21 protein-coding genes are annotated in these 23,032 nt (G+C 59.3%); 10 read left to right on the top strand and 11 right to left on the bottom strand.

Going from position 1 to position 23,032, the window contains the following annotated elements:
- Positions 1-152: 152 nt before the first annotated feature.
- The 7 genes from bioB (at position 153) to ACP7E6_RS07820 (ending at position 6,423) form a co-directional block, all read left to right on the top strand.
- Positions 153-1,184 (top strand): biotin synthase BioB, encoded by a 1,032-nt coding sequence (bioB, locus tag ACP7E6_RS07850; protein WP_426229151.1) that lies wholly within the window; start codon positions 153-155, stop codon positions 1,182-1,184.
- A complete protein-coding gene (locus ACP7E6_RS07845) occupies positions 1,181-2,326 on the top strand; it encodes an 8-amino-7-oxononanoate synthase (protein WP_426229150.1) in 1,146 nt (381 codons plus the stop codon). The genes bioB and ACP7E6_RS07845 overlap by 4 nt, the downstream gene beginning before the upstream one ends.
- Positions 2,323-2,958 (top strand): dethiobiotin synthase, encoded by a 636-nt coding sequence (gene bioD, locus ACP7E6_RS07840; RefSeq protein WP_426229149.1) that lies wholly within the window; start codon positions 2,323-2,325, stop codon positions 2,956-2,958. Before ACP7E6_RS07845 ends, bioD begins: the two co-directional genes overlap by 4 nt.
- Positions 2,955-4,220: an adenosylmethionine--8-amino-7-oxononanoate transaminase gene (locus ACP7E6_RS07835; RefSeq protein WP_426229148.1), complete on the top strand. Its 1,266-nt coding sequence runs from the start codon at positions 2,955-2,957 to the stop codon at positions 4,218-4,220. The genes bioD and ACP7E6_RS07835 overlap by 4 nt, the downstream gene beginning before the upstream one ends.
- Entirely contained in the window at positions 4,217-5,206 is a 990-nt protein-coding gene (locus tag ACP7E6_RS07830) for a beta-ketoacyl-ACP synthase III (protein ID WP_426229147.1), read from the top strand. The genes ACP7E6_RS07835 and ACP7E6_RS07830 overlap by 4 nt, the downstream gene beginning before the upstream one ends.
- 124 nt (positions 5,207-5,330) lie before the next feature.
- Positions 5,331-6,077, top strand: coding sequence for a 2OG-Fe(II) oxygenase (locus ACP7E6_RS07825; protein ID WP_426229146.1), 747 nt, complete (start codon positions 5,331-5,333; stop codon positions 6,075-6,077).
- A gap of 121 nt (positions 6,078-6,198) precedes the next feature.
- The gene (locus ACP7E6_RS07820; protein WP_426229145.1) at positions 6,199-6,423 is read left to right on the top strand and encodes a hypothetical protein; all 225 of its coding nucleotides are present in this window, start codon (positions 6,199-6,201) and stop codon (positions 6,421-6,423) included.
- A gap of 8 nt (positions 6,424-6,431) precedes the next feature.
- Here ACP7E6_RS07820 and ACP7E6_RS07815 read toward each other — a convergent pair whose 3' ends face one another.
- The 9 genes from ACP7E6_RS07815 to ACP7E6_RS07775 form a co-directional block, all read right to left on the bottom strand.
- Entirely contained in the window at positions 6,432-8,774 is a 2,343-nt protein-coding gene (locus tag ACP7E6_RS07815; protein WP_426229144.1) for a polysaccharide biosynthesis tyrosine autokinase, read from the bottom strand.
- Between the two features lie 107 nt (positions 8,775-8,881).
- Positions 8,882-9,787: a UTP--glucose-1-phosphate uridylyltransferase gene (locus ACP7E6_RS07810; RefSeq protein ID WP_426229143.1), complete on the bottom strand. Its 906-nt coding sequence runs from the start codon at positions 9,785-9,787 to the stop codon at positions 8,882-8,884.
- Positions 9,788-9,791: 4 nt separating this feature from the next.
- Positions 9,792-10,811 carry a glycosyltransferase family 2 protein gene (locus tag ACP7E6_RS07805; RefSeq protein WP_426229142.1) on the bottom strand — a complete coding sequence of 340 codons (1,020 nt, stop codon included), beginning with the start codon at positions 10,809-10,811 and terminating at the stop codon, positions 9,792-9,794.
- Positions 10,811-11,746 carry a glycosyltransferase gene (locus tag ACP7E6_RS07800; RefSeq protein WP_426229141.1) on the bottom strand — a complete coding sequence of 312 codons (936 nt, stop codon included), beginning with the start codon at positions 11,744-11,746 and terminating at the stop codon, positions 10,811-10,813. Before ACP7E6_RS07800 ends, ACP7E6_RS07805 begins: the two co-directional genes overlap by 1 nt.
- The gene (locus tag ACP7E6_RS07795; RefSeq protein WP_426229140.1) at positions 11,743-12,741 is read right to left on the bottom strand and encodes a glycosyltransferase family 2 protein; all 999 of its coding nucleotides are present in this window, start codon (positions 12,739-12,741) and stop codon (positions 11,743-11,745) included. The genes ACP7E6_RS07800 and ACP7E6_RS07795 overlap by 4 nt, the downstream gene beginning before the upstream one ends.
- Complete coding sequence (locus ACP7E6_RS07790) at positions 12,738-13,937, bottom strand: glycosyl transferase family 1 (protein WP_426229139.1); 1,200 nt, start codon at positions 13,935-13,937, stop codon at positions 12,738-12,740. The genes ACP7E6_RS07795 and ACP7E6_RS07790 overlap by 4 nt, the downstream gene beginning before the upstream one ends.
- 88 nt (positions 13,938-14,025) lie before the next feature.
- Positions 14,026-14,808 carry a glycoside hydrolase family 16 protein gene (locus tag ACP7E6_RS07785; protein WP_426229138.1) on the bottom strand — a complete coding sequence of 261 codons (783 nt, stop codon included), beginning with the start codon at positions 14,806-14,808 and terminating at the stop codon, positions 14,026-14,028.
- Positions 14,805-15,917, bottom strand: a complete 1,113-nt coding sequence (locus ACP7E6_RS07780; RefSeq protein WP_426229137.1) for an acyltransferase family protein — start codon at positions 15,915-15,917, stop codon at positions 14,805-14,807. Before ACP7E6_RS07780 ends, ACP7E6_RS07785 begins: the two co-directional genes overlap by 4 nt.
- Positions 15,918-16,381: 464 nt before the next feature.
- Positions 16,382-17,839, bottom strand: coding sequence for a lipopolysaccharide biosynthesis protein (locus tag ACP7E6_RS07775; RefSeq protein WP_426229136.1), 1,458 nt, complete (start codon positions 17,837-17,839; stop codon positions 16,382-16,384).
- Positions 17,840-17,960: 121 nt separating this feature from the next.
- Between ACP7E6_RS07775 and ACP7E6_RS07770 the strand changes: the two genes are divergently transcribed.
- On the top strand, positions 17,961-18,920 hold the full coding sequence (locus ACP7E6_RS07770) for a glycosyltransferase family 2 protein (protein ID WP_426229135.1): 960 nt from the start codon (positions 17,961-17,963) through the stop codon (positions 18,918-18,920).
- Between the two features lie 103 nt (positions 18,921-19,023).
- Positions 19,024-19,974, top strand: a complete 951-nt coding sequence (locus ACP7E6_RS07765) for a polysaccharide pyruvyl transferase family protein (protein ID WP_426229134.1) — start codon at positions 19,024-19,026, stop codon at positions 19,972-19,974.
- Between the two features lie 36 nt (positions 19,975-20,010).
- On the opposite strand, the gene ACP7E6_RS07760 is transcribed toward ACP7E6_RS07765, so the two are convergent.
- Both ACP7E6_RS07760 and ACP7E6_RS07755 read right to left on the bottom strand, forming a co-directional pair.
- Positions 20,011-21,024 carry a glycosyltransferase family 2 protein gene (locus ACP7E6_RS07760; RefSeq protein ID WP_426229133.1) on the bottom strand — a complete coding sequence of 338 codons (1,014 nt, stop codon included), beginning with the start codon at positions 21,022-21,024 and terminating at the stop codon, positions 20,011-20,013.
- Between the two features lie 165 nt (positions 21,025-21,189).
- The gene (locus tag ACP7E6_RS07755; protein WP_426229132.1) at positions 21,190-21,477 is read right to left on the bottom strand and encodes an exopolysaccharide production repressor protein; all 288 of its coding nucleotides are present in this window, start codon (positions 21,475-21,477) and stop codon (positions 21,190-21,192) included.
- An 803-nt stretch (positions 21,478-22,280) separates the two neighbouring features.
- Here ACP7E6_RS07755 and ACP7E6_RS07750 point away from each other — a divergent pair.
- On the top strand, positions 22,281-22,961 hold the full coding sequence (locus ACP7E6_RS07750) for a sugar transferase (RefSeq protein WP_426229131.1): 681 nt from the start codon (positions 22,281-22,283) through the stop codon (positions 22,959-22,961).
- Positions 22,962-23,032 lie beyond the last annotated feature (71 nt).

Genomic DNA, 23,032 nt, shown 5'->3' with positions numbered 1-23,032 from the left:
CTGATTTTGCTCGCTCCCGGCGCGTGCCGCAGCATTACCAAAGCACGTATTACGTGAATTTATCCGGTTTGCATCAAAAAGGCGGTTGCGGTTTTCTGTCCTTCGATAAATTATAGATAATTATTATTTTTAATCTATCGGATGGGTGCCAGATGCTGAGAGATGAAAAACACGCTGATTTCCCTGTTGAAAAGAGCGTTATAGGCGAGATTTCTTATGGGGAAGCTCCCGAAATAGCTCGCTTTTCTCCCGATGACGCAAAAATTATCTATAATTTTCCATTCAACGATTTGCTCTTTCAGGCGCACTCGGTTCATCGGGAGAATTTCGATCCCAACGCTGTGCAAATCAGCCGGCTTTTGTCGATCAAGACCGGTGGATGCGCCGAGGATTGCGGCTATTGCAGCCAGTCGGCACGCTCTCCGACGGGGCTGAAAGCCTCCAAGCTGATGATGGTCGAGAAGGTGCTCATTGAAGCGCGCAAGGCAAAGGCCGAAGGGGCCAGCCGCTATTGCATGGGGGCCGCCTGGCGCAGCCCCAAGGACCGCGACATGGACACGCTGGTGGACATGGTGGCAGGCGTCAAGGCGCTCGGTCTGGAAACCTGCATGACGCTCGGCATGCTGTCGCCGCAGCAGGCAGGCACGCTGGCCGAAGCCGGGCTCGATTATTACAATCACAATATCGATACGTCGGAAGAATTCTATCCGCAGATCATCACCACGCGCACCTTCGCCGAGAGGCTGGAGACGCTCGCCAATGTCCGCGATGCCGGCATGAAGGTCTGCGCCGGCGGTATTCTCGGCATGGGCGAAACCACCGATGATCGCATCTCCATGCTGGTGACGCTCGCCAACCTGCCGGAACCGCCGGAAAGCGTGCCGATCAACATGCTGATCCCGATCCCCGGCTCAAGACTTGCCAATGCCGAGCCGGTCGATCCGATTGAATTCGTCAGGACCATCGCGCTTGCCCGCATCCTGATGCCGCGCGCGCATGTGCGCCTCTCGGCCGGGCGCACGCAGATGAGCGACGAGATGCAGGCGCTCTGTTTCTTCGCCGGCGCCAATTCGATCTTTGCCGGGGACACGCTGCTGACAGCCGAAAACCCGGGCGAGGACCACGACACCGCCTTGTTCCGCCGCCTTGGCCTGAAGCCGATGGACCTGGGACTTTCGCAATGATGGCTCAAGGTCTTGCCCGCTACGAAACCACGCTGGCGGGCCTGGAGCGCAAGGGCAGGCGGCGCATTCTGGTTGACCGGGCCGGGGCCGATTTCAGTTCGAACGATTATCTGGCGCTGGCCGGGTCGGCGCGGCTGGCGGCAGCGATTGCGTCAGCCCTTGATCGCGGCGTGCCGGCCGGTGCCGGCGGCTCGCGGCTGCTGCGCGGCAATCACCCGGAGCACGAAGCACTGGAGGCGGAGGCGGCGGCCTTTTTCGGAGCCGAGCGTGTCCTCTACTTTGGCAGCGGTTATGCCGCGAACACAGCGCTTTTCTCGACCCTGCCCCAGCGGGGCGATCTCGTCGTCTATGATGCGCTGGTGCATGCCAGTGCGCATGAGGGGATTCAGGCGGGCAAGGCGCAGGCAGTGGCCGCCGCCCACAACGATGCCTCATCCTTCGCACAGGCGATCGAACATTGGCGCAGCCACGGCGGAACTGGCCATCCCTGGATTGCCGTAGAAAGTCTCTATTCGATGGACGGCGATCGCGCACCGCTGGCGGAGCTTGCTGCAGTCGCCGAAAGGCACGGCGGTTTCCTGGTGATCGACGAGGCGCATGCGACCGGCGTTTTTGGTCAGGATGGCCGCGGTTTTGCCGCCGATCTCAAAAACCGCGCCAATGTCATCGTGCTGCACACATGCGGCAAGGCGCTCGGCGTTTCCGGCGCGCTGCTCGGCGCAAGTGCCGTGCTCTGCGATTATCTCGTCAACCGGGCACGGGGTCTCATCTATTCGACGGCGCCATCGCCACTGATGGCGGCAGCGGTTCGCCGATCCCTTCACATGCTGGTGGACGAGCCGCAGCGCCGTGCAGATTTCGACGCATTGTGCAGCTTCGCCAATGCCGAGTTGAACGCAAAACTCGGCGTCGCAGGCAGCGGATCGCAGATCCTGCCGGTGCTGATCGGCGATAACGGCCGGGCTGTGCGGATTGCCGCGCGGATGCGAGCAGAAGGCTTCGATATCCGCGCCATCCGCCCGCCGACGGTGCCGGAAGGCACCGCAAGGCTGCGGATCGCCATTACGCTGAATGTCGATCAACCGACGATAGCCCGCATGTTCACCCGGCTGGCGGCCATCATGGCGGAGGAGAAGCCATGATGCGCTTCGTGGTAACAGGCACCGATACCGGCATCGGCAAGACGGTGTTTTCGGCGGCACTGGCGGCGGCACTTGGCGGTTATTATTGGAAACCGGTGCAATCGGGTCTGGATGAGGAAACCGACAGCCAGGTCGTCCACCGGCTTGGCCGCCTGCCGCTCAGCCGTATTCTTCCCGAGGCCTACCGCTTGCGGACACCGGCTTCGCCGCATCTCGCCGCCCGGCTTGATCACGTCGAGATCGAACCCGAGCGGTTGATGCCGCCGGTAACTGATGCACCGCTGGTCATCGAGGGTGCTGGCGGTTTGCTGGTGCCGCTTACCGAAACGGCGGTGTTCGCCGATGTCTTTGCGCGCTGGCAAATCCCCGTCATTCTTTGCGCCCGCACCGGGCTCGGCACCATCAATCACACGCTGCTGTCGCTCGAAGCTTTGCGCCACCGTTCTATTCCGGTCTTCGGCGTCGCCTTCATCGGCGATGAACAGACCGAAACCCAGCGGATCATCGCTGCGGCGGGGCAGGTACGCATTCTCGGCCGCTTGCCGCAGATCGATCCGTTGACGCCCGAAAGCCTCGGTCAGGCTTTCCAGAAAAACTTTCCTCTTTCCTCGTTCGAAGAGAAGACAGCATGAACTCGCCTGTCTGGCACCCCTTCACCCAGCATGCGCTGGAACCCACTCTGAAGCGCATCGTTCAAACCGACGGCGCCTGCCTGATCGATGACAGCGGATCGCGCATCCTTGATGCCATCTCCTCCTGGTGGGTGATCACGCATGGCCACCGCCATCCGGCGATCATGGCGGCCATCCAGGCCGCATGCGCATGCTACGACCAGATCATTTTTGCCGAATACACCCATGAACCGGCGGAAGAACTGGCGCGCGGCCTGCTGCGGATCGCCCCACCGGGGCTTGCGCATGTGTTTTATTCCGACAGCGGATCGACCTGCGTCGAGGTCGCGCTCAAAATGGCGCTCGGCTTCTTTCACAATGCCGGCACCCCGCGCCGCCGCATCTGCGTTCTGGAACACGGCTATCACGGCGATACGATCGGCACGATGTCGGCGGGGGAACGCGGCGTCTTCAACGCGGCTTACGAGCCGATGCTGTTCGGCGTCGATCGCCTGCCGTTTCCGGCGCCCGGCCATGAGCAGGAGACGCTCGATGCCTTTGAGTGTTTCTGTGCAACGGGAGACGTGGCCGCGCTGCTGATTGAACCGCTCATTCTCGGGGCGGGCGGCATGCTCACTTATTCCGCCTCGGTTTTGGCTGAGCTGAAACGGATTGCCGAACGGCATGGCACTTTGTTGATCGCCGACGAAGTGATGACCGGCTGGGGCCGCACCGGCAGTGTCTTTGCCTGCGAACAGGCAGGCATGTCGCCCGATATCCTCTGCTCATCCAAGGGCTTGACCGGCGGCGCCCTGCCGCTTGCCGCCACCCTCTGCACGGCCGAAATCTTCGAGGCGCATCTGTCGACCGACCGCCGGAAGACATTCTTTCACTCCAGTTCCTACACCGCCAACCCGATTGCCTGCGCCGCCGCAGTGGCAAATCTGACTGTCTGGGAAAACGAGCCGGTGCGCGAGCGCATCAAGTCGCTGGAGGTCATCCAGACGGAAAGGTTGGCGCGCTTTGAGGCCGATCCGCGCTTCGCCAATGTCCGTCAGATCGGCACGATCACCGCGCTCGATCTTACGGTCCCTGCCGAAGGATATCTGTCAGAGGTTGGTCCAAAGCTCAGGGCCTTCTTTCGCGAGCGAAAACTGCTGATCCGGCCGCTTGGCAACGTCATCTATCTGATGCCGCCCTATTGTGTAACGACAGGAGAGCTTGACCGGGCCTATGATGCGATCGACGAGGCTGCTGCATGCTTTGTGGCGGGCCGGTTGTGAGCAGCGTCCGGTCATCCCGTCTTGCCGGCTTCGGTCATAGCGTGCCGGGGCGGCGTGTCGAAAACGCCGAAATAGAGGATAGCCTCGGTCTCGAGCGGGGCTGGATCGAACGCCGGACCGGGATCAGGACGCGCTATTGGGCCGAACCGGGCGATACGCTGTCCGGCCTAGCTGCAAGGGCAGGCGAGGCGGCAATCGAAAACGCTGGCATCGCCCGGGGGGACATCGCGCTGACGCTGCTTGCCACCTCGACGCCCGATCATCTGTTGCCACCGTCGGCACCGCTGCTTGCCCATCACCTTGGACTGGCAAATTCCGGGGCCATCGATCTTGCCGGGGCCTGTTCCGGTTTCCTCTATGCGCTGACGCTCGCCGATGGTTTCGTTCGTACGCAAGGCCGGCCGGTGCTGGTGGTCGCCGCCAATATTCTCAGCCGCCGGATCAATCCTGCCGAACGCGCAAGCTCTGTGCTGTTTGCCGACGCGGCCGGCGCGGTCGTTCTGATGCCCTCGCCAGATGCAGACGCAGGATTGCTGGGCGTCGATCTTGCCTCGGACGGTAGCCGATACGACCTGATCTCGATCCCGGCCGGTGGCGGCAACCGTCCCTTTGCTCCCGACGTGGCGGCACAGGATTGCCTGATGACGATGCGGGACGGACGGGAAATGTTTACGCAAGCGGTCCGGATGATGAGCGACTGCGCACGCCGGGCGCTGGACAACGCAGGGCTCGGCGCCATGGATATACAACGGTTCATTCCGCATCAGGCCAATGCCCGTATCTTCGATGCCGTCTGCAGCGATCTCGGTATCGCCCCTGAGAAAACCGTCCGCACGATCGATGGCTACGGAAACTCCTCCGCTGCCACCATCCCGCTTTCCCTGTCGCTCGCCCATCAGGCCGCTCCCTTCATGCCCGGAGAGAAATTGTTGCTGACAGCCGCAGGCGCTGGGCTGACGGGTGGGGCCTGTGTAATTAAAATGTAAGTATCTTCTTACCATAGCTCTGCGCGGCGGAAACGCGATTGCGCAGGAAACGGGTGGCGACCAGCCGTTCAAATCGTCATTCAAGAGGCTTCGCTGTTGCAACGATGATCTTGGAGGCTCCGCCATGAATGCGCATACGACAACTCCGCCGGTTTCTGCCGCGCTATCCGCCGGGGCGCGTGTCGCACAGTACGACTGGACGCGTCTCGGCGAAGAACTCAACGGCTTCGGCTGCGCCGTCATCGACAGACTGTTGTCGCCCGAGGAATGCCGCGAGCTTGCCGGGCTCTATTCTGCCGAACAACACTTCCGCAGCCATATCCACATGGCCCGCCATGGTTTCGGCAAGGGCGAATATCGCTATTTCAAATATCCGCTGCCGGACCTCATCGGGGATTTGCGCACCGCGCTCTACCCGCGTCTTTCGGATGTCGCCAACGGGTGGAACGAGCGCATGGGCATGGATGACCGTTATCCGGCCGAACATTCCGCGTTCCTGAAGCGGTGTCACGATGCCGGTCAGAACCGGCCGACGCCGCTTTTGCTGCAATATGTGCCCGGCGACTTCAATTGCCTGCATCAGGACCTCTACGGCGATCTCGCCTTCCCGATCCAGGTGGCGATCCTGCTCTCGCAGCCAGGAGAGGATTTTACCGGGGGCGAATTCGTCCTGACGGAACAACGGCCGCGCATGCAGAGCCGGGTCGAGGTCGTGCCGTTGCGCCAGGGCGATGCCGTTGCATTTGCGGTTCACAATCGGCCGGTTCAGGGCACAAGGGGCAATTACCGGGTCAATCTGCGCCACGGCGTCAGCCGCATTCGCTCCGGCATGCGCCACACGGCCGGGATCATTTTCCACGATGCCAGATAAGGCTGCATGCCGGCAAAACGCGGAGAAGCACCGGCTCTGGGCAGTTTAAGGGCGGAGCATCAGTTGCGCGGCCCCATCATCTTTGGTAAATTTTGTTTAAAGATTGATGGAGCGATCAGCCATGTCGAGCGTCACGCATCGTTTCGAAAATTACATGAGAAACGGCATGGGCGGTTGGGCACGGTCGCGGCCGGTGGTCATCCGGGCACTGTTCTTTCTACCCTGCCTGCTGGAATACCTGATCGTCTACGCCTTCTGTGCCGCCGCGATCGCCGTTCTAGTCTTTCTGATGGCGCTCGTGGCAGTCTTCCGCCTGGATGATCTGCGCCAGTCCGGCCTGCGCTGAGGGATACCTCAGCGTGCGGCCTTTAGCGGTTGTTCGATATAATAGCTTTCGTAGTTCTTGCGATATTTTTCCGCTCCGCCGAAGTCGCTGTATTTTCCCAGCTCGTCCATATCGGTCTTGTTGAGCATGACGCCGAGAATCTTGGCGTTGAATTGCGGATCGGAATGCAGAACGTCGCGAACCAACCGGGCCGGGGTCTTACCCCATTCGATGACCATCAGGAACCCGTCCGCAAAGGGCGAAAAAGCTTTGGCATCGATAACCGGTGCCAGCGGCGCAAGATCGACAATGATATAGTCGAAGTTTTTGCGCGCGTTGGCGATCAAGGTTTCCATGCCCTGCGAGGCCAGCAGTTCGTTGGTATGGTAGAGATGCTCACGTGGTGCGATCGGCAGGATCGCAAGCCGGGTTTGCGGATCGACCCTCAGACCCACGGTCCATTCTTCTTCGCCAAGCACTGCTTCCACCAATCCCGTTTTCGGTGCCGGCGAAATCATCCGGCTGATCGCCGGGTTGCGGATGTCGGCGTCGATCAGCAGCGTACGTTTGCCGCTGGCAGCAAGCAGCCCGGCAAAATTCGCCGCGATGGTGGATTTGCCTTCGCCGGGTAGCGCCGAGACGACCCCGATGACGCGATTGGGGCGGCCCTGCAGGATAACGTCGCTGGCAAGCTTGGCATTGCGCAGCGTTTCCGCAAATGCCGATCGCGGCGCATCGACAGCAATCCTCGTCATCCGGGTCAGCGGCATGTCGGCATCGGCCGGTATGTCGGCTTTGTCCACTTCGGGCTTGGCAAAGCGCTCCCGCGTCTTGCTCCACATGCTGACGGTTTTCTTGCCGACGAGCGGCAGGTAGCCCAGAGATTTGTGCCCGAGCACCGAGCGGATGTCTTCCTCCAGCCGGAAGAACCGTTCGCGAAACTCCTGCAAGCCGGCAATGACAGCACCCAGCATGAAGCCCAGCACGATGGAAAGTGCAAGAACCATCGTCCGTTTCGGGCTCGATGGCGCGGTGGGCACACCGGCATCGGAGATGATGCGGGCCTTTGCGATCGGGAATGAGCGTTGCTGAGCCGCTTCCTCGAAACGGCCGAGATAGGATTCGTAGAGCGTCTTCAGTGCGGTCGCCCGTTGTTCCAGTCCGCGCAGCTGAACCAGCGACCGGTTGGCTTGCGAGTTGCTGCCGACCACACCTTCGATGCTCTTGCGCAGCGATGCCTCGCGGGATTTGGCGACTTCGAATTCGTTGCGGTAGCTGCCGGTGATTTGCTGCAGCTCCCGGAAGATCTGGCCTGCAAGTTCGGTCTTTTCGGCCCGCAGGCTGACGGCCTGGGGGTGATCGGCGCCGAAATTCTGGCTAACGGCCTGCTCGCGCTTGCTGACGGCAAGATAGCGCGTCCGCAAATCCTGAATGACCGAATTGTCGGTCTGGCTTGAGGAGATCGTTGCGTTGTTCACCGCATTTTCTGCGCCTTGGTCGATGATCGATTGGTACTGGTTATAGCGTGCGGACGCGCTGGCGCTGTCTGCCTGCGCGACAATCAATTGGCTGTTGAGATCGGACAGCTGCTGTTCCGACATCAGTTCGCCGCGCGTCGAGGTGAGGCCGTTTTCCGCCTTGAATTTTTCCGCCTCCAGGGACGCTGTCTGGGCGCGCTGTCCCAGGTCTGTCAGCCGTTCCTGCAGCCAGACGGACGCGCGTTCGGTGGCATCGAAATTCGCGTTCAGCTGATCCGTGAGATAGGCATTGGCATAGGCGCGGGTAATGGTGGCGGCAAGCTTCGGATCGGTTGACTTGTAGGACAGGGCGACAACCGAGCTTCGCGAGACCCGCTCGACCGTCAGCGCCTGCTGAATATAGGCCGCTGCCGTCTCCCGGTTGCCGTTGCGGGCCGCCGCTTCGGAAATCTTGGGCTGCGAACCAAAGATACCGGTGATGGATTTGATTGCCGATTTCACCGTCGACATCAGCGACTGTGGTGGATTGAGAACCGTATCGTTGTCTCCGAGGTTTTCGGCATCGGTGACGCGCAGTGCCAGCTCGCCTGACTTCAGGATTTCGACCGCGCTGGAAAGCTGCGTGTCGGCCAGCTGCGCGTTCTGCGGCGAGGGAGTTTCCTCAGCATATTTCGACAGGTTATCGTCGAGCAGAATCTGTGTCTGTGACGTGTAGATCGGTGTCGCAAACAGCAGATAGAGGGAGCCGACAAGGAAGCAGAGGATGACGCAGGCGGCCACGACCCTTGAACGGCGAAACGCGATTGCGGTCAGCCGGTTCAGATCGATGAACGAGTCTGATTCATCGCTTCGCAGCGATGGAACGGTGTTCAACGGAAGAGGTCTTTGATTCATGGGCCGTCTGGTCTCCGGTACTTTTCATGGTCGGTTCTCACCCCAAAACGCGGCAGGGGTGAGACCAGATTTTTCAACAGCACCAAGCCGCTGAAAAATCAGTATTTTCAGGCAGCCCGCATCGCCTGCTCGTGGGACAGGACCATCTCGCGAACGGATTCGAACACGAGATTGCCGATATCGGCCCGCGCCAGTGCGAAGGCGACGTTCGCTTCGATGAAGCCCTGCTTGGAGCCGCAATCGAAGGTCCGGCCTTCATAAGGATGGGCGTGGAACGATTGCTCTGCCGACAGCCGCAGCATGCCGTCGGTCAGCTGGATCTCGTTGCCGGCGCCGCGTTGCTGATGCGCAAGGATCGAGAAGATCTCCGGCTGCAGGATGTAGCGGCCGTTGAGATAGTAGGTGGACGGCGCCTCGGCAACCGGCGGCTTTTCGACCATCTGCGTCACCTCAAACCCATGCCGGGTTTTCTCGCCCATGCCGACGATGCCGTATTTCGACGTGTCCTCGAGAGCGCACTGCTCGACGGCGACGACATTGCCGCCGACATCGTTGTAGAGGTCCATCAGCCCGGCCATGCAGCCGCGCGCACCGTAAGAAATCATATCCGGCAAAAGCAGCGCGAACGGCTCGTCGCCGATCAGGTCGCGGGCGCACCAGACCGCGTGGCCAAGACCAAGCGGCGCCTGTTGGCGGGTGAAGCTGACGGAGCCGGCCGTCGGCAGCATGCGCGCCAGTTCGGAAAGCTGCGCATCCTTGCCCGAGCGCGTCAGCGACGAGATCAGCTCCGGCACGTCGTCAAAATGGTCCTCGATAGCCTGCTTGTTGCGGCCGGTGACGAACACGATGTGCTCGATGCCGGCCTGCATGGCTTCCTCGACGGCATATTGCACGACAGGACGATCGACGATGGTCAGCATTTCCTTCGGCATCACCTTGGTGGCGGGGAGAAACCGCGTGCCGTTTCCGGCGACGGGAATAACGGCTTTGCGAACGGGTCTGATAGGAGCCATTGAACTATCCTTTGTTCTTGTGCGGGCTGTTGCCCGGGGTGGTTCTATTCATCGTTTTCGGCGGGGGACCGAAAGGGCGAATTGCAGTGAACGGCGCCATCAGGCGCCGCAGCCTGACGGCAATGGGCATCCGCAGATGCCGGACTGCCGCCGGATTTCTCCACGCGGTTTTGACCGCGCCGGAAAGGGAACCTGCCTTGATCTGATCGACCAGGATGATGAAGGACCGCGCGTCTTCGATACTGCGGTGACGCCGGTCCTGCGCCAGCATTGAAGCCTCATCCAGCCGGTGGTTTCTGAGAAACGTGGCATCGGCGGCGAGCATCGCATCCACCTGATGCAGTTTCAGCACCCGCGAGATCGACCCGCTGCGGATATAATAGGTGTAGCCGGCAATGGGCTCGACGGCGCAGCGGCCGCCCTTGGCCAGCGCCGATGCCAGAAGCAGATAATCCTCGCCGATCGGCAGGCTCTCGTCGAAGCGCAGGCCGTGCTCCTCGATGAACCGGCGCTCGAAGATCGGCTTCATGTAGCCGTAATTGTGCTCTGCCTGAAACAGCACGTTCGAGCCGATGAAGGCCGGAAGCGTCAATGTTTCCAGTGCGGAAAGCTGGGCTTCCTGAAACATCCGTTTGATCTGGCCGTCCAGCGGAACGACATCGACATTGTCGACGACGATCTGAGCCTTGGCGGCCTTGGCCCGAGCGATCATGCGGGCGGTGCGATCCGGCGACACCGCATCGTCGGAATCCAGGATGACGATCCAGTCCCCGCCTGCGGCGGCAAGGCCTGCATTGCGGGCGCCGCCGGGGCCACGGTTCTTGTCGAGCCGGATCAGCCTGACACGCGGATCGGTATAGGCATCGACGATTTCCGCCGTGTCATCCGGCGAACAATCATCGATCACGACAACCTCGACGCTGACACCGGTTTGCGCCAGCGCGCTGTCGATGGCGCGCTCGATCGTCTCTGCGGCCTTGAAGGCGGCGACGATGAATGTGGCGTCGGGACGATGCTGTTCCATCAGGACGGCCTCGCCTCGGCTGCGCCGTATTGCTCGATTTCCCTGACGCCCAGAAGCCCGACGACGACCCCCGCATGCATCGAAGCACGCAGGGCGTAGCGGTTACGGTGAACAGGTGAGAAAAACAGGATGACGCCGGCCAGCGCGCAAAAGCCGCTTTTGGCTGCAGCAAGCGCAAGCGCACGGATTTTGCCCGCCGCACCGGTTCCGGCATCGATCAGCCGGCCATGGGTCTGGCCGAAGCGGAATTTTCGCTTGGCGAGCCAGGAGAAAGCGGCGCGCTTGGCTGGCACAGGTTCCTCAACCCAGGCCGCCGGTGCATAGGCAATCTTGCCGCCCATCCGGTGCATATGGGTAAAGAACTCCGTATCCTCGCCGCCGCTGCGGCCGAGCGCCAGGTTGAAGCGGCGCCCGGAAAGCGAGGGTGCCGCAAGGCGCAAAAGGACATTGCAGGTGTAGCCGGTAATGATCTGCCCGCCGACCCAGACCGGGAATGTCGAATGAAAGTCGCCCCTTCGCATCCAGCCCGGCGCATCCTTGCCGTAGGTGGCCTTGACCGGGCCAAGCACCGCATCCGCAGCGGTTGCCTGTGCCGTCTCGATCAGTTTGGCGATCCAGTCCTGGCTGGCCGTCTCGTCATCGTCGATGAAGGCGAGGAAATCGCCTTCTGCCTTGTCAAGGCAGGCATTGCGGGCGATCGAGATATTGGAAGACGGGCAATGGACATAGACGATCTCGTGCGGCACGGAAGCGCGCGACGCGTCCACGCGTCCTTTGGCGCTCGGAGCGTCATCATTGTCAGCGACGATGATGCGGATTTCGGCATTGCCGGGCACCGTCAGCTTTGCCAAAGATGCAAGTGTCTGTTCAAGCTCAGGGCGGCGGTAGGTGCAGACGCCGATATCGATGCGGATGAGGTTCATGCCTGTCGTCATGAGGCGACCCGGCGGTTTCGGAAGTCGAGAAGCTCGCGCCAGAAGCCGGCCGACCAGGCAAAGTGCATCACCATGGCGGAAACGGCGGCGAGCGGGCCGTATGGGTTCTTTTGGCCGAGTGCCATCCACACACCGTAGCCAAGGCAAGCCACGGCCCAGAGGCCAAAGGGAATGACGGCAGCCCAGCTGATGATCGCCAGCAAGGCGCCGATGGCGACCGGAACGACGGCAAGCGGCAGCATCTGCCGAATGCTCGGCATGGCGCGGTGCTTGAGGAAATTCTTGGCCCGGCCTCGGCCATAGCCGAAATACTGCCGGAAAAGCGCCCTCGCAGTGCTGCGCGGGTGGTAGATCATGCTGGTCTTGTCGGTCATCCAGATCCGGTAACCCGCCTTGTTGAGGCGGTAGTCGAACTCGGCGTCCTCGTTATGGCTAAACATCTCGTCATAACCGCCGACCGCCCTGAACGCGGCAATCCGCATCAACGCATGATGGCCGTGATCGGCCCAATGGCCGACGGAACCGGTGCGATGCTTGGAGCCACCATTGCCGAGCTTGGAATTCTGGGCGTAGGCCGTGGCCTTCTGGAAGGTGCTGAAGCCGACCGTCTGCATGGCGACGACGACGGAATCTGCGCCGGTCGCGATTGCGTCTTCCATCAGGCGCTGGCAATAGTCATCTGGATATTCGCCATGCGCATCGATGCGGATCATGTAGTCGTAGTCCGCACCGAGCGTGCTTACGGCAAGATTGATGGCGGCGCTCTGGATCTTCTTCGGATTGCCGAGCAGCCGGACCTTCGGATTGACCACCGAAATCCGCTGGACGATGTCGAGGGTGCCGTCGGTACTGCCACCATCGACCACGACCAGATCGGCGTTCAAGTCCTGCATCGCACCGGCAAGCTTCTCGATCAGTGCTTCGATATATTTGGCCTCGTTGAGGCAGGGGATAACAATCAGGCAGCGGCCGTGCTTCAGATCATCGGCGTTCATAACAGTCCACCCTTGTTGCTGTGTTTTTGCGAGAGCTCGTGGATTGACGCGGTCTGGGCGTCACTGGCGCGCAGTGCTGCAAGCCGGTTGACCAGCCGCTGGCAATCGGCCCGATCGAAGACCCAGGTCGATGATCCCGTCGCTGCGACCTTGCCGAATTCGGCGAAATAGCGTTCCCGCGTCATGCCGGAAAAAAGATCGGCAAGTGCGGCACTTTCGGCTCGGTCGAGGACGAGGCCGATATGCTTGGCGCTGATGAACCGCGCCGTTTCCGTCCCACGCATGGCAATTGGAACGGCGTTGTAGCGGCAGCCTTCGTAAAGCCGGTTTGGCAGCAGCCAGCTGGAATTCAAGCCTTCCTCGAAAAAGTCGATGCCCCAGGAAAACTGGACGTCGTCGTAAATCCGCGCCAGATCCTCGGGATTCTGGTAGGCGCCATGAAAGTGCATGAAGGGTTCGTTCTCGACGAAACCGTCGAAATCATCGAACTCCGAATAGGCTGGACGTCCGCGCAATACGACTTCGAACTTTCCATCCATGGCGCGGGTGAACTCTGCAAGCAGCTTTAGCGATTTGCGGCAGCGCAAGGCACCGAACCAGCCGATCTTCCAGGGTTCGCCGGGCTGTGGTGGACGCGGGCGCGCCGTCTGCATGCCAACGGCTTCTTCAAGCTCGATCACCTGGTTTTCCAGTAGCATGATCGGCGCTTTGAGACGCGAGACCGGCCGGAAATAATTTTCGATGAAGGCGGGTGAACTGGTAATCAGGAGGCTGACATTCCGCCCGAGATAATGTTCGGCAGCGCGCAACATCCGGCCGGCAAAATCCTTGCGGAGCAGAAGACGGTGAATGTCCAGGCATTCGTAGACGATTGGAACGTTGCCGCCGAAAATGGCGTTTGCCCGATTGGCAAGCGCAAGCATTTCGAGATTGCGGGCAATGATGACACCGGGCCTTTTAGCCCCGCTCAGCTTGTGACGCAGAAGCATTGCCGCCTTGGCAACCGCAGCGACCCGCTGACCAAACCGCCCATCCTTGGTGACGCCGAGTTCGATGACACCATCGGCGGCAGGCGTAGCCGCGCCGCGCCGGAAGCCCGCCACCGTCACGTTCGCACCGCCTGCCTCGAGCGTCAGGGTTCTACGCCTGATCGCCGGGTCTGCCACATCATGTGCCAGGTATAGTATATCCAGCATGAAACTTCCCGTTCCCCGCTCAGCCAGCGCCGAGCTTAGTTCAGTTTTTTGTGCACCGCAACATTCATGTTGCGGATGCTAATAGGCGTCAATCGAGCATGCAGGTGAGGGATTCGGGAAAGAGGCACTTTTCGCCGGGAGCGGTGTAAGCCACGCGGTCAACCTGCATCCTGGCCGGGCCTTTATAGTCAAATTTGCCCATCCAGTCGCTCAAGGTATCCGTTCCCCAGAGGCTGAAGAAAATTTTCTGTTCGTTGACCGGGATCTTCGTGGGATCCGTGACCTCCTGCACCAGCTTGCCGTTCAGGTAGTAGCGCAGCCGGTCTTTTTCCCAGACGAAGGCGTAGTCGTTGAAATCGGCATTGGCGCCGCCTGTGACATCGACCAGCTTCTCGTTGCCGCCCTTGGCCGAAATATACTGGTTGACCTGAACCTTGCCGGAATCCTTGCCCAGCACTTCGAAGTCGATCTCGTCATGGGGCTTTTTGTCGGTTGGTCCGATATAGGTAAAGAAAGCCGAGTTCAGCCCTGAGCCTTCGGCTGTTTTGATCCGCGCTTCATAGGTGCCGTAACTGTAGCGTTTGTTGGTCTGGATCTCGCCGCAGGCATAGTCGCGCTTGCCGGCCTTGCGCTGCTCGAAGGTGAGCTCAAGCACACCATTTTCAATGGCGACCTGATCTTTCGACCACGTGCAGTTCTGATGTGCGCCATTGTCCCAACCGTCCGAAACGTACCAGATCTTCCTGTCGATCGCGTCGAAATTCTCGACGAAGGATGTGCCGGTCTTGGCGCCCTGGGCAAAGGCGGATGCGGGAATGGCGGCGGAAAACGCCGAAAGGACGATAAGCATTTTTGAGATCGATCGGGTCATCGTATCGCTTTTTCCTTTGGAGAAGAGGTGTCGGGCAAGCTTGGCTGGTTTGCTGCGTTTTCCGTCATGCGCGTTGCTGCAGCGGTGGAACGGCCCGCGCGGCTGCCGGTTAGAACGGCATGAAACCTGGGTATCAGGCGCTTCGCCACGTGGTGAGAGACGACCAAAATCAGCAGGGCCAGAATGGGCGTTGCGAAGTAGAATAGCGGATAGAGACCAGGATGTGCCGCGCGGTTCCAAAGCATCCAGAATGCGATGAGTAACGGGTAATGGGCGCAGAAAATCCAGAAGCTCAGACCCTCCGACCCGGAAAGCCGCTCGCCGAGCCGTGAGCGGATAAGGATCGCCGAGATTGCCCAGGAGCCGACGATGCCGCAGATCGCCGTCAGGCTGCGCAGCATATCGATCCACACCGGATAGTCCGGCCCTGTCCAATAGAGTGCAGTCGCTAGAATCACGGCTGCCGTCAGAAACAGCGCGGATATCAATGCGGCATGCCGATCGAGTGTCCGGATGTTGATGTGGTGAAGACTGGCGTAGATGCCGCAGCTGAAGCCGAACAGGATGGACTTCTTCAGGAAGATGCCGCTCGGGATCGGCAACACGGCGTAGGCGAAGAAGATTGCCAGCATCGTCAGCGGATAGCGCTTGATCAGGATGGCGAGAACGGGCGCAAGCAGGATGCACAGAAGCAGATCCCGCAGGAAGTAGAGCGGAACATTGATCGGCAGGCCCTCGATCGCGAAGGTCAGCGTCGCCAAATCGCGCGGCGCCGCGTTGATCGCATCGGGGAGATAACCAAAGCCGATACCGCCCTTCTGTCCAAGCACAACGAGCGCCAGAAAGGACAGGTTCCAGATCAGGAATGGCAGCAGAACCGTACGCGCCTTGGAACGGACCGTCTTGCCGTAGTCGAAGGCGTCGAGCCCGCGGCGAAACATCAGGTAGCCGGAAATCGCGCTCAGGCACGGTACGCCAACCCTGAACAGGCTGTCGCCGAGAAAGACCCTGACCCAGTCGACGAAGCCATTGGCACCGAGGAACGGGCTGGTCTGCGGATCAAAGGGGACATGTACGAAGACAATTCCCGAGATGAGCAAGATGCGCATCAGATTGATCCGCGATGATATATTCGCGTCGATAACCAAGGCGACATCCCCTGTTGTGCCACTCCCCCCAAAGCGGCGTTTCAACCAGAGCAGACTTGAACCTGCATCTCGAAGATAGGGCAGCGTGTCGCGAAAAATATGGCACTGCAGCAGAAAAAGTCATGCCGATGCTGCAATGCACGCGGTTTTGGAGGGCAGAAATCGGATGAAAAAAATGCCAATATTATATCTGGAAGCCTGGAAAAATGCGTGAGGTTAGTATGTTGCTGAATATCAGTAGTTTCTGATGTAATGTGCTTCGCGGAATTGGCCGGAGTGAGAAATTAGTTTCGAAAACGAGCAATTCCACACGTCAAGGTTTGTGAAATGCTTCTCAAGTCGGCACGCCTGTTCCGAAATAAGGCGCTCCTGCAACCCGTCCGGCGTGTTTCGCAACGGTACCCGCCGGAGTTTTTGGCCTGGCCTCAAGACCGCCTGTTTTTCACGAGCTGATAGATTTTCGCCAAAAGCGGGCGTTCCGACAGCAGGACGAACAGGACGTAGATCAGGCCGCCGATCGCAGCGCCGGCGAGGATCTGCAGGATCGGGTTCGGCACCAGGGAACCGAAGGTGTCGAGCAGATACCGAACCGCCAGCGCCATCACCAGCGCCATCAGCATGGGGCGGCTGCTGATATACAGACCCTTGAAGAACGGTGTTCCATCCGCCTTGAAGACCGCCCATGAGTAACCGATCAACGTTGCGGCATTGACGATGCAGAGCCAGATCATCGCATCGATGAGCTTGCCCGTGCTTGCCCCATAGGCAACGGCGGCGCAGGTGACGATGGCGCGAATGATGGCGGACCAGAACAGCGCCCGGCCATGGCCGACGCCTTTGAGATAGGGAATGAAAGTGCTGCAGGGCGTGAGGATGCCCTTGGACAGCGCCAGCAATCCGAGCACCGGCCAGGCATAGGCCCATTGCGGGCCGAACAGCACGCGCATCGCCGGTTCTGCCAGCGCCCAGAGGCCGAACATCATCGGCGCCAGCAGCACCGTCGTCACCTGTGTGCTGAACATCAGTGCCTGCGAACGGCGGGCCTTGTCATCCATCATGCCGCTGAAGGCCGGGAACAGCACCCCCATGACGGCGGAAAGCACGACCTGATTGGGAATGCTGGCAAAGCGATTGGCAGCCGAAAAGGCGCCGGCATCGGCAAGGCCGAGATAACGCGAGATGATCACCATCGGTGATTGGAAGGTGATGAAATTGGCGACTTCCGAGCCCATCATGCCCAGGCTGAAGCGGCTCAAGCCGATAACCCGCTTGGGATGAAAGACGAAACGCGGCATGTAGTGCGAGACCGCATAGAGGCCGCAGAGACGCACCAGCGCCGAGACGAAGAGCTGGGCCATCAGCGCCCAGACCCCCCATCCGAAAAGCGCCAGCACGACGGCGACGATGGCGCCGAGCGATTCGGAAATCATGCTCCAGACCGCGTCCTTGCTGAAGTTCATCCGCCGTGCGAGCAGCGAATAGGCGACGTCGCCTCCAAGCTGGATAGGAATGAGGAAGCTCATGATCTTCAACAGGTAGGCGGCCTCCGGCGCGCCGAGAAGGGCTGCAAAGAAATCCGCCCAGATGAAAAGACCGAGCGCCATGAGACAGGAAATGGCAAGGTTGGCCCAGAAGACGGAATGGACCGTTTCCATCTCCTCCTCGCGCTGGATCACCAGTGCCGAGGTCAATCCGGCCCCGCCGATCATGGCCAGAAACTGCACCACCGTGAGCGCCACGGCGACCGCGCCGAACTCTTCCGGTGTCAGGATCCGGGCTAAAATCGGCACCGTGACAAACTTAAGCCCGAATGTACTTGTCTTGGATAAGATGCTCCAACCGACATTGCTTGTGACGGATTTGACGTTAATTGTAGGAGGCATGGCGTAAATCCTGTGTGGCGATGGGGAGGATCAAGGACAAAGGAGACGCGCTCGATAACGCAGTCGCAACCTGATGGAGGAACCAGGAAGCACCTTCTAGGAAAACCGCAGGGGCAAAAAGATGGCGAAGTTTACAGTTGTTATTCCGTACTACCAGAAACAGGCAGGAATTCTGAGCCGGGCCTTGGGCTCCGTCTTTGCGCAGACCTACCAGGATTTCGATGTCATCATTGTCGATGACCAGTCGCCTTTTCCGATCGAAACCGATCTGGAAACGCTGAACGTCGAGCAGCAGGCGCGCATCCGCGTCATCAAGCAGGCCAATGCCGGTCCCGGCGGCGCGCGCAACACGGGCCTCAACAACGTCACAGCGGAAACCGATTTTGTTGCCTTCCTGGATTCTGACGATCTGTGGACACCAGACCATCTTCAAAATGCTCAGCAGACAATGACCCGCTTTGGAGCCGACTGCTATTGGGCATCCATTACCGGCGGCGATGCCTTCTACTATCATTTCGACATGGCCGAACTGGAAAAGACCGAAAAAGTCACGCGGCTTTCCGAGAAACCGCTGGTTCTGGAAGTGCCGGAGTTTTCGCAGGTCATGTTGCGCAACTGGAGCTTCCTGCATCTGTCCTGCATGGTGATCGGGCGAAAACTGTTTGAGGCCGTGCGCTTCGAAGCAGAGCTTCGGCTGGCGGCAGAGGACGTATTATTCTTTTGCGATTGCGCCATTGCAGCCGATCGAATCGTCCTGTGCAACGAGCCCGGGGCTATACGGGGCGAGGGGGTCAACATCTTCCACAGCATCGATAGCGATTCTCCGCAGTTCCTGTCTCAGCAGTTCAACACCTGGGTTGCGCTCGACACATTGGAAGGACGCTTTTCCCGCAAGCCGGCGGAAATCGCTTCGATCCATTCCTACAAACACACCGCGCGCCGACAGGCTCTCTGGAGCCAGGCCCGGCTGATCAAGCGGCGGAAGATGCCGCAGTTCAATCTGTTGGCCCGCTGGGTGTGGCGTGATCCGAAGCTGTTGCAAAGCGCGCTTCAGCTTGCCGTCGGCAAGTTATCACGGTAGCCTTCGCAGGTGCAGCATTTTTTGCTGCCCTCATTGATGCGCGTGATTGCCATGGCATGTCACGCGCGAGCAGTTCCTTGCGCAACGCATGTAGGAGATGGTCATGGACCCTTATTATTGGGAATCCGAACACGGAAATTTCGGCGACGATCTCAATCTGTGGCTCTGGGATTTTCTGATCCCGGGATTTCGCGATGTTCGTCCAGAAACGCTTCTGGTCGGGGTCGGGACGGTGCTGAACCGGGCGCTCCTGCCGGAAGGCCGGCACAAGCTGGTGCTCGGCAGCGGTTTTGGTTACGGCACCTTGCCCGATATGAGCAACAGCCAGGAATGGGATATCCGCTGCGTTCGCGGCCCGTTGACGGCACAGAAAGTCGGTATCGATCCAAAGCTCGGCATCATCGACCCGGCGGTCATGGTTGCCGAAATGCCAGAGTTCAAAGATTTGCCGAAGAAATACAAGAAAAGCTTCGTCCCTCATTGGGAATCGGCAATTGCCGGCCTGTGGCCGGTTATCTGCCAGACAGTCGGCCTGCATTACATCGATCCGCGCGGCGACGCGAAGGATGTCATTCGCGAAATCGCCCAGTCGGAAGTGGTCATCGCCGAATCGATGCATGGCGCCATCCTCGCCGATGCTTTTCGCGTTCCGTGGGTGGCGGTGACGACCTCCAACGCTATTAACAGTTTCAAATGGAACGATTGGGCCCACACCGTCGGCGTTGTCTACCGTCCGCGCCATGTGCCTGTTTCCAGCCGGGCGGAGGCCATTATCAAGGGTGCGAAGTTCTGGGGCGTCGATTTCGACGCGCATCAGCCGGCACTCGACGATCCGAACAAGCGTCAGATCGACGAAAGTGTCATAGTCGCCGCCCGCGCGCCCAAGCAGACCTCGTTGCGGGTTGCCGCCAAACAGCTACTGGCGGCTCCTTCGGCCCTGTCTCTTTGGCAAGCAGCCCGCGTCACGCCGCAACTGAGCGCAGATCATGCCTTGGCAGAGCGCAAGGAGCGGTTTCTCGAGGTTATCGCTGGAGTGCGCCGCGACTATTTCTAAACCACCATCGCCTCATGGTCCGCCATCAAGTCTGCCCTATCGGGAAGCTGATGGCGGCTGCAGGAGATAACGCAAGCCGCCTGATCCGCCGAGCGCGACCGGTGCCGTATCTGGCTGCCGGCGAAAGCGTTCCGTCTTGTCGGCGAAGATCCCGCAGGCGATGGCCGGAATGGCGGCTGGGTTGCCAAGCGTGTGAAACAGCGCGGCCTTCGCGCCGGATTGCCGCTTGATGTCGAGGAATTCCCGAAGCTCGTATCGCCAGCGAATGTGATGTTCGTGCTGGGCAATCAACGCCCTTGATTGTGGTGACAGGTCCGTCTGCGCAAGAATTGCCCTGTCGGCCTCATAAAGCTTCTTCAGATCGACGGTGCGGTGACTGCTGCTGAGAGAATCGCCGCGGACGACGGCGCCATAGCCGCAGCTGTGGATGATCTTGTAGCGTGCGCCCTTGGTCAGCGCGCGGGCATAAAGATCGTAGTCTTCGCCCAGCCGCAGGCTTTCCTGATAGCGCAGACGGTGGGCATCGAGAAAGTCGCGCCGCATCAACGGTTTCAGAAACCCGATCTCTCCACGCCGGACACCGCGCTTGGAAATATTACCCGCGATGAATTCGCCGAGGGTGAGAATACGCGGGGCCGCCGGAAACGCCGTGAGGGCAAGATGCGCCTCTCCGGCCGTCTCTGCATCGACGAAAGCGATATTGTCGGCGATGAAATCCCAGTCCGTCTGCGACAGGAGATTGCTCAACCTGCCGGGAAAAAAGAAATCATCTGCGTCGAGCACCGCCAGTACCGGCGCGCTGGATATTGCAATGGCGTGGTTGCGGGCCGCAGCCGGGCCTCTGTTGACCTCGAACCGCGCAATTGTCAGCCGCCCGCTGCCATCGTCAGACTTCTGGGAGACTTCGCTGGTGCCGTCGCTCGATCCGTCATCAACGACGATAACCTCGGCGGTTTCAGGCTCTCTCAGTGCCGAGATGATGGCCTGCCCGATCGTTTCCGCCGCGTTCTTCGCGGCGATGATGACGCAGACGTCTGCATTCGGTTTCATAATCGCATTCCTTCATCGCTGTCGCGCCGAACCTAAGTCGGCTTTGGACGGGCGGCAAGGCGCGATATTGCAGATGCGAAGTGATCAACCGGTATTGTGCGTTTGCGAAGGGTGTTCGGGATCGACGAGAGCCCGTCTATCGCGATGGCGGCTCAGACGCACGCTTCAGGAATTGAAGTGGCCTGGATTGTTCGACACGCGGATCGTTTTCGGCTCCTTGTCGTCACCAGCCGATGCAGTTATCGGCGACTGACGTTGCGCCGCGTTGCGGCGGTCGCGGCCTTCCTTGGCCACCAGAAACAGCACGGCGATAAAATATCCGGCCTGTACAAGCACCGCGCAGACCAGTGTCTGCCAGGCTGTCGTCCAGGCAGAGCCCGTCAGGAAGAAGGTCACGATGGCAAAAACGCTCAGCGCTCCGATCATGCTGATGAAAACACGCGGTGCTAACATCAGAACGTCCTCAATATTCTGTCTTGATATGCAGACATCATTGAAAAATCCACCTTATCCTCTTAGGCGATTATTAACATATCGAAGACCCACTGCGGTTTCAATCGCGCATAAGCATTCTATTTCATTACATTTGCGTTATTTACGGCACGAATTCTTAGCCTGCATTTAAAATCATCTGTCGATTGCGCAACAACGGCAAGATTTTTGACGGAAAGTCGTGCCAATTTCGCCGATTAGCGCCAGATTGTGATGCGGCACGAGGCGCCAACTGGTTTTGGCCACATTTGGGGATGCATCGCCCTACTGATGCAAGCGGAAGGCGTATTCCTCCTGTGATCGCTCCACAGGTGGTGGAGAAGCTTCTTTCGCTGATCAACTTTTGTTACAAAATTAGAATATACTAATAGATTGAGGTGCAGTGCAAAAGGAATGCTGCATTGCAATATTTTTACCGGGAAGACAATATTTTTAGTAGTTTTCGACTAAAATAAGATTTCTTAAATATCGAATTCGCATTGCTTATGTTTATAATTTGGTTAATTCCGGGAAATAACTCGTATTCTCCAGCAAAGGTTTCGGTTTTTAAGATTTTCTATTTGGTTAAATCGAAATTTATCGTCCGATGAACGCAAGCGGCCGGGTGGGTTTAATTTTAACTTGGACGCATTTGCCTCGAATGGCAGCAATAGGGCAAAAGTTGCCTTTAAAAATCTAAATCTCCCTCTACACTCTCATCTGTAATTGATCCCAGTACCCTCTGGGAACCCGACCAATCGCCAACCCGAATGGAGTTTTCTCCCATGAAGTCTGCGACTCGATCGGCAAGTTCGCCGTATTTTACTACCATCGAATCCGGGGGACACCGGCCGATAGGGGGAATATCCAAAAGGGGTTTTGATATCTTCGCCGCGTCCTTGGCGCTCATTGTCTTCAGCCCGCTCTTCCTGCTGCTGATGGCGCTGGTCAAGTTTTCCGATGGCGGAAAGGTGTTTTATGGGCACCGCCGCGTTGGTCATAATGGCCGTTTCTTCCATTGCCTCAAGTTCCGGACAATGGCGCCGGATGCCGATAAGATTTTGCAGGACCATCTGCGGAAAAATCCCAAGGCTTACGAGGAATGGCAGGCGACCCGCAAGCTCCAGGACGATCCACGCGTCACGGCCGTAGGCAATGTTCTGCGCAAATTGAGCCTTGATGAACTACCGCAGCTGCTCAACATCATCCGTGGTGAAATGAGTGTCGTGGGTCCACGCCCCGTGGTCGAAGACGAGCTGGAGCTTTATGAGCATTCTGCCGTCTTTTATCTGAAGTCCCGTCCCGGTCTGACAGGGCTGTGGCAGGTGAGTGGCCGCAATGACGTCTCCTACGCCGCACGTATCGCCTACGATACGCATTACGTGACCAATTGGTCGCTGCTCAACGATGTGGTCATCGTTGCCAAGACAATTCCTGCTGTCTGCCTGTCCCGGGGCAGTTACTGATCACAGTCATCAGCGTGAATACGCCGCTTCCGTCATAGCGCCGGGATCGGCTTTGTTTGTTAAGTTAGGAA

It is taken from the genome of Pararhizobium sp. DWP3-4 (assembly GCF_049898205.1).
Taxonomy (GTDB): domain Bacteria; phylum Pseudomonadota; class Alphaproteobacteria; order Rhizobiales; family Rhizobiaceae; genus Pararhizobium.
Note: the sequence above shows the minus strand (reverse complement) of the source record. Positions and strands in the feature narration are given on the sequence as shown.

Excerpts from the sequence above, each read along its gene's own strand:
- bioB (WP_426229151.1), top strand. The coding sequence starts at position 153 with ATGCTGAGAGATGAAAAACACGCTGATTTCCCTGTTGAAAAGAGCGTT.
- ACP7E6_RS07845 (WP_426229150.1), top strand. The coding sequence starts at position 1,181 with ATGATGGCTCAAGGTCTTGCCCGCTACGAAACCACGCTGGCGGGCCTG.
- bioD (WP_426229149.1), top strand. The coding sequence starts at position 2,323 with ATGATGCGCTTCGTGGTAACAGGCACCGATACCGGCATCGGCAAGACG.
- ACP7E6_RS07835 (WP_426229148.1), top strand. The coding sequence starts at position 2,955 with ATGAACTCGCCTGTCTGGCACCCCTTCACCCAGCATGCGCTGGAACCC.
- ACP7E6_RS07825 (WP_426229146.1), top strand. The coding sequence starts at position 5,331 with ATGAATGCGCATACGACAACTCCGCCGGTTTCTGCCGCGCTATCCGCC.
- ACP7E6_RS07820 (WP_426229145.1), top strand. The coding sequence starts at position 6,199 with ATGTCGAGCGTCACGCATCGTTTCGAAAATTACATGAGAAACGGCATG.
- ACP7E6_RS07815 (WP_426229144.1), bottom strand. The coding sequence starts at position 8,774 with ATGAATCAAAGACCTCTTCCGTTGAACACCGTTCCATCGCTGCGAAGC.
- ACP7E6_RS07810 (WP_426229143.1), bottom strand. The coding sequence starts at position 9,787 with ATGGCTCCTATCAGACCCGTTCGCAAAGCCGTTATTCCCGTCGCCGGA.
- ACP7E6_RS07805 (WP_426229142.1), bottom strand. The coding sequence starts at position 10,811 with ATGGAACAGCATCGTCCCGACGCCACATTCATCGTCGCCGCCTTCAAG.
- ACP7E6_RS07800 (WP_426229141.1), bottom strand. The coding sequence starts at position 11,746 with ATGACGACAGGCATGAACCTCATCCGCATCGATATCGGCGTCTGCACC.
- ACP7E6_RS07795 (WP_426229140.1), bottom strand. The coding sequence starts at position 12,741 with ATGAACGCCGATGATCTGAAGCACGGCCGCTGCCTGATTGTTATCCCC.
- ACP7E6_RS07790 (WP_426229139.1), bottom strand. The coding sequence starts at position 13,937 with ATGCTGGATATACTATACCTGGCACATGATGTGGCAGACCCGGCGATC.
- ACP7E6_RS07785 (WP_426229138.1), bottom strand. The coding sequence starts at position 14,808 with ATGACCCGATCGATCTCAAAAATGCTTATCGTCCTTTCGGCGTTTTCC.
- ACP7E6_RS07780 (WP_426229137.1), bottom strand. The coding sequence starts at position 15,917 with ATGCGCATCTTGCTCATCTCGGGAATTGTCTTCGTACATGTCCCCTTT.
- ACP7E6_RS07775 (WP_426229136.1), bottom strand. The coding sequence starts at position 17,839 with ATGCCTCCTACAATTAACGTCAAATCCGTCACAAGCAATGTCGGTTGG.
- ACP7E6_RS07770 (WP_426229135.1), top strand. The coding sequence starts at position 17,961 with ATGGCGAAGTTTACAGTTGTTATTCCGTACTACCAGAAACAGGCAGGA.
- ACP7E6_RS07765 (WP_426229134.1), top strand. The coding sequence starts at position 19,024 with ATGGACCCTTATTATTGGGAATCCGAACACGGAAATTTCGGCGACGAT.
- ACP7E6_RS07760 (WP_426229133.1), bottom strand. The coding sequence starts at position 21,024 with ATGAAACCGAATGCAGACGTCTGCGTCATCATCGCCGCGAAGAACGCG.
- ACP7E6_RS07755 (WP_426229132.1), bottom strand. The coding sequence starts at position 21,477 with ATGTTAGCACCGCGTGTTTTCATCAGCATGATCGGAGCGCTGAGCGTT.
- ACP7E6_RS07750 (WP_426229131.1), top strand. The coding sequence starts at position 22,281 with ATGAAGTCTGCGACTCGATCGGCAAGTTCGCCGTATTTTACTACCATC.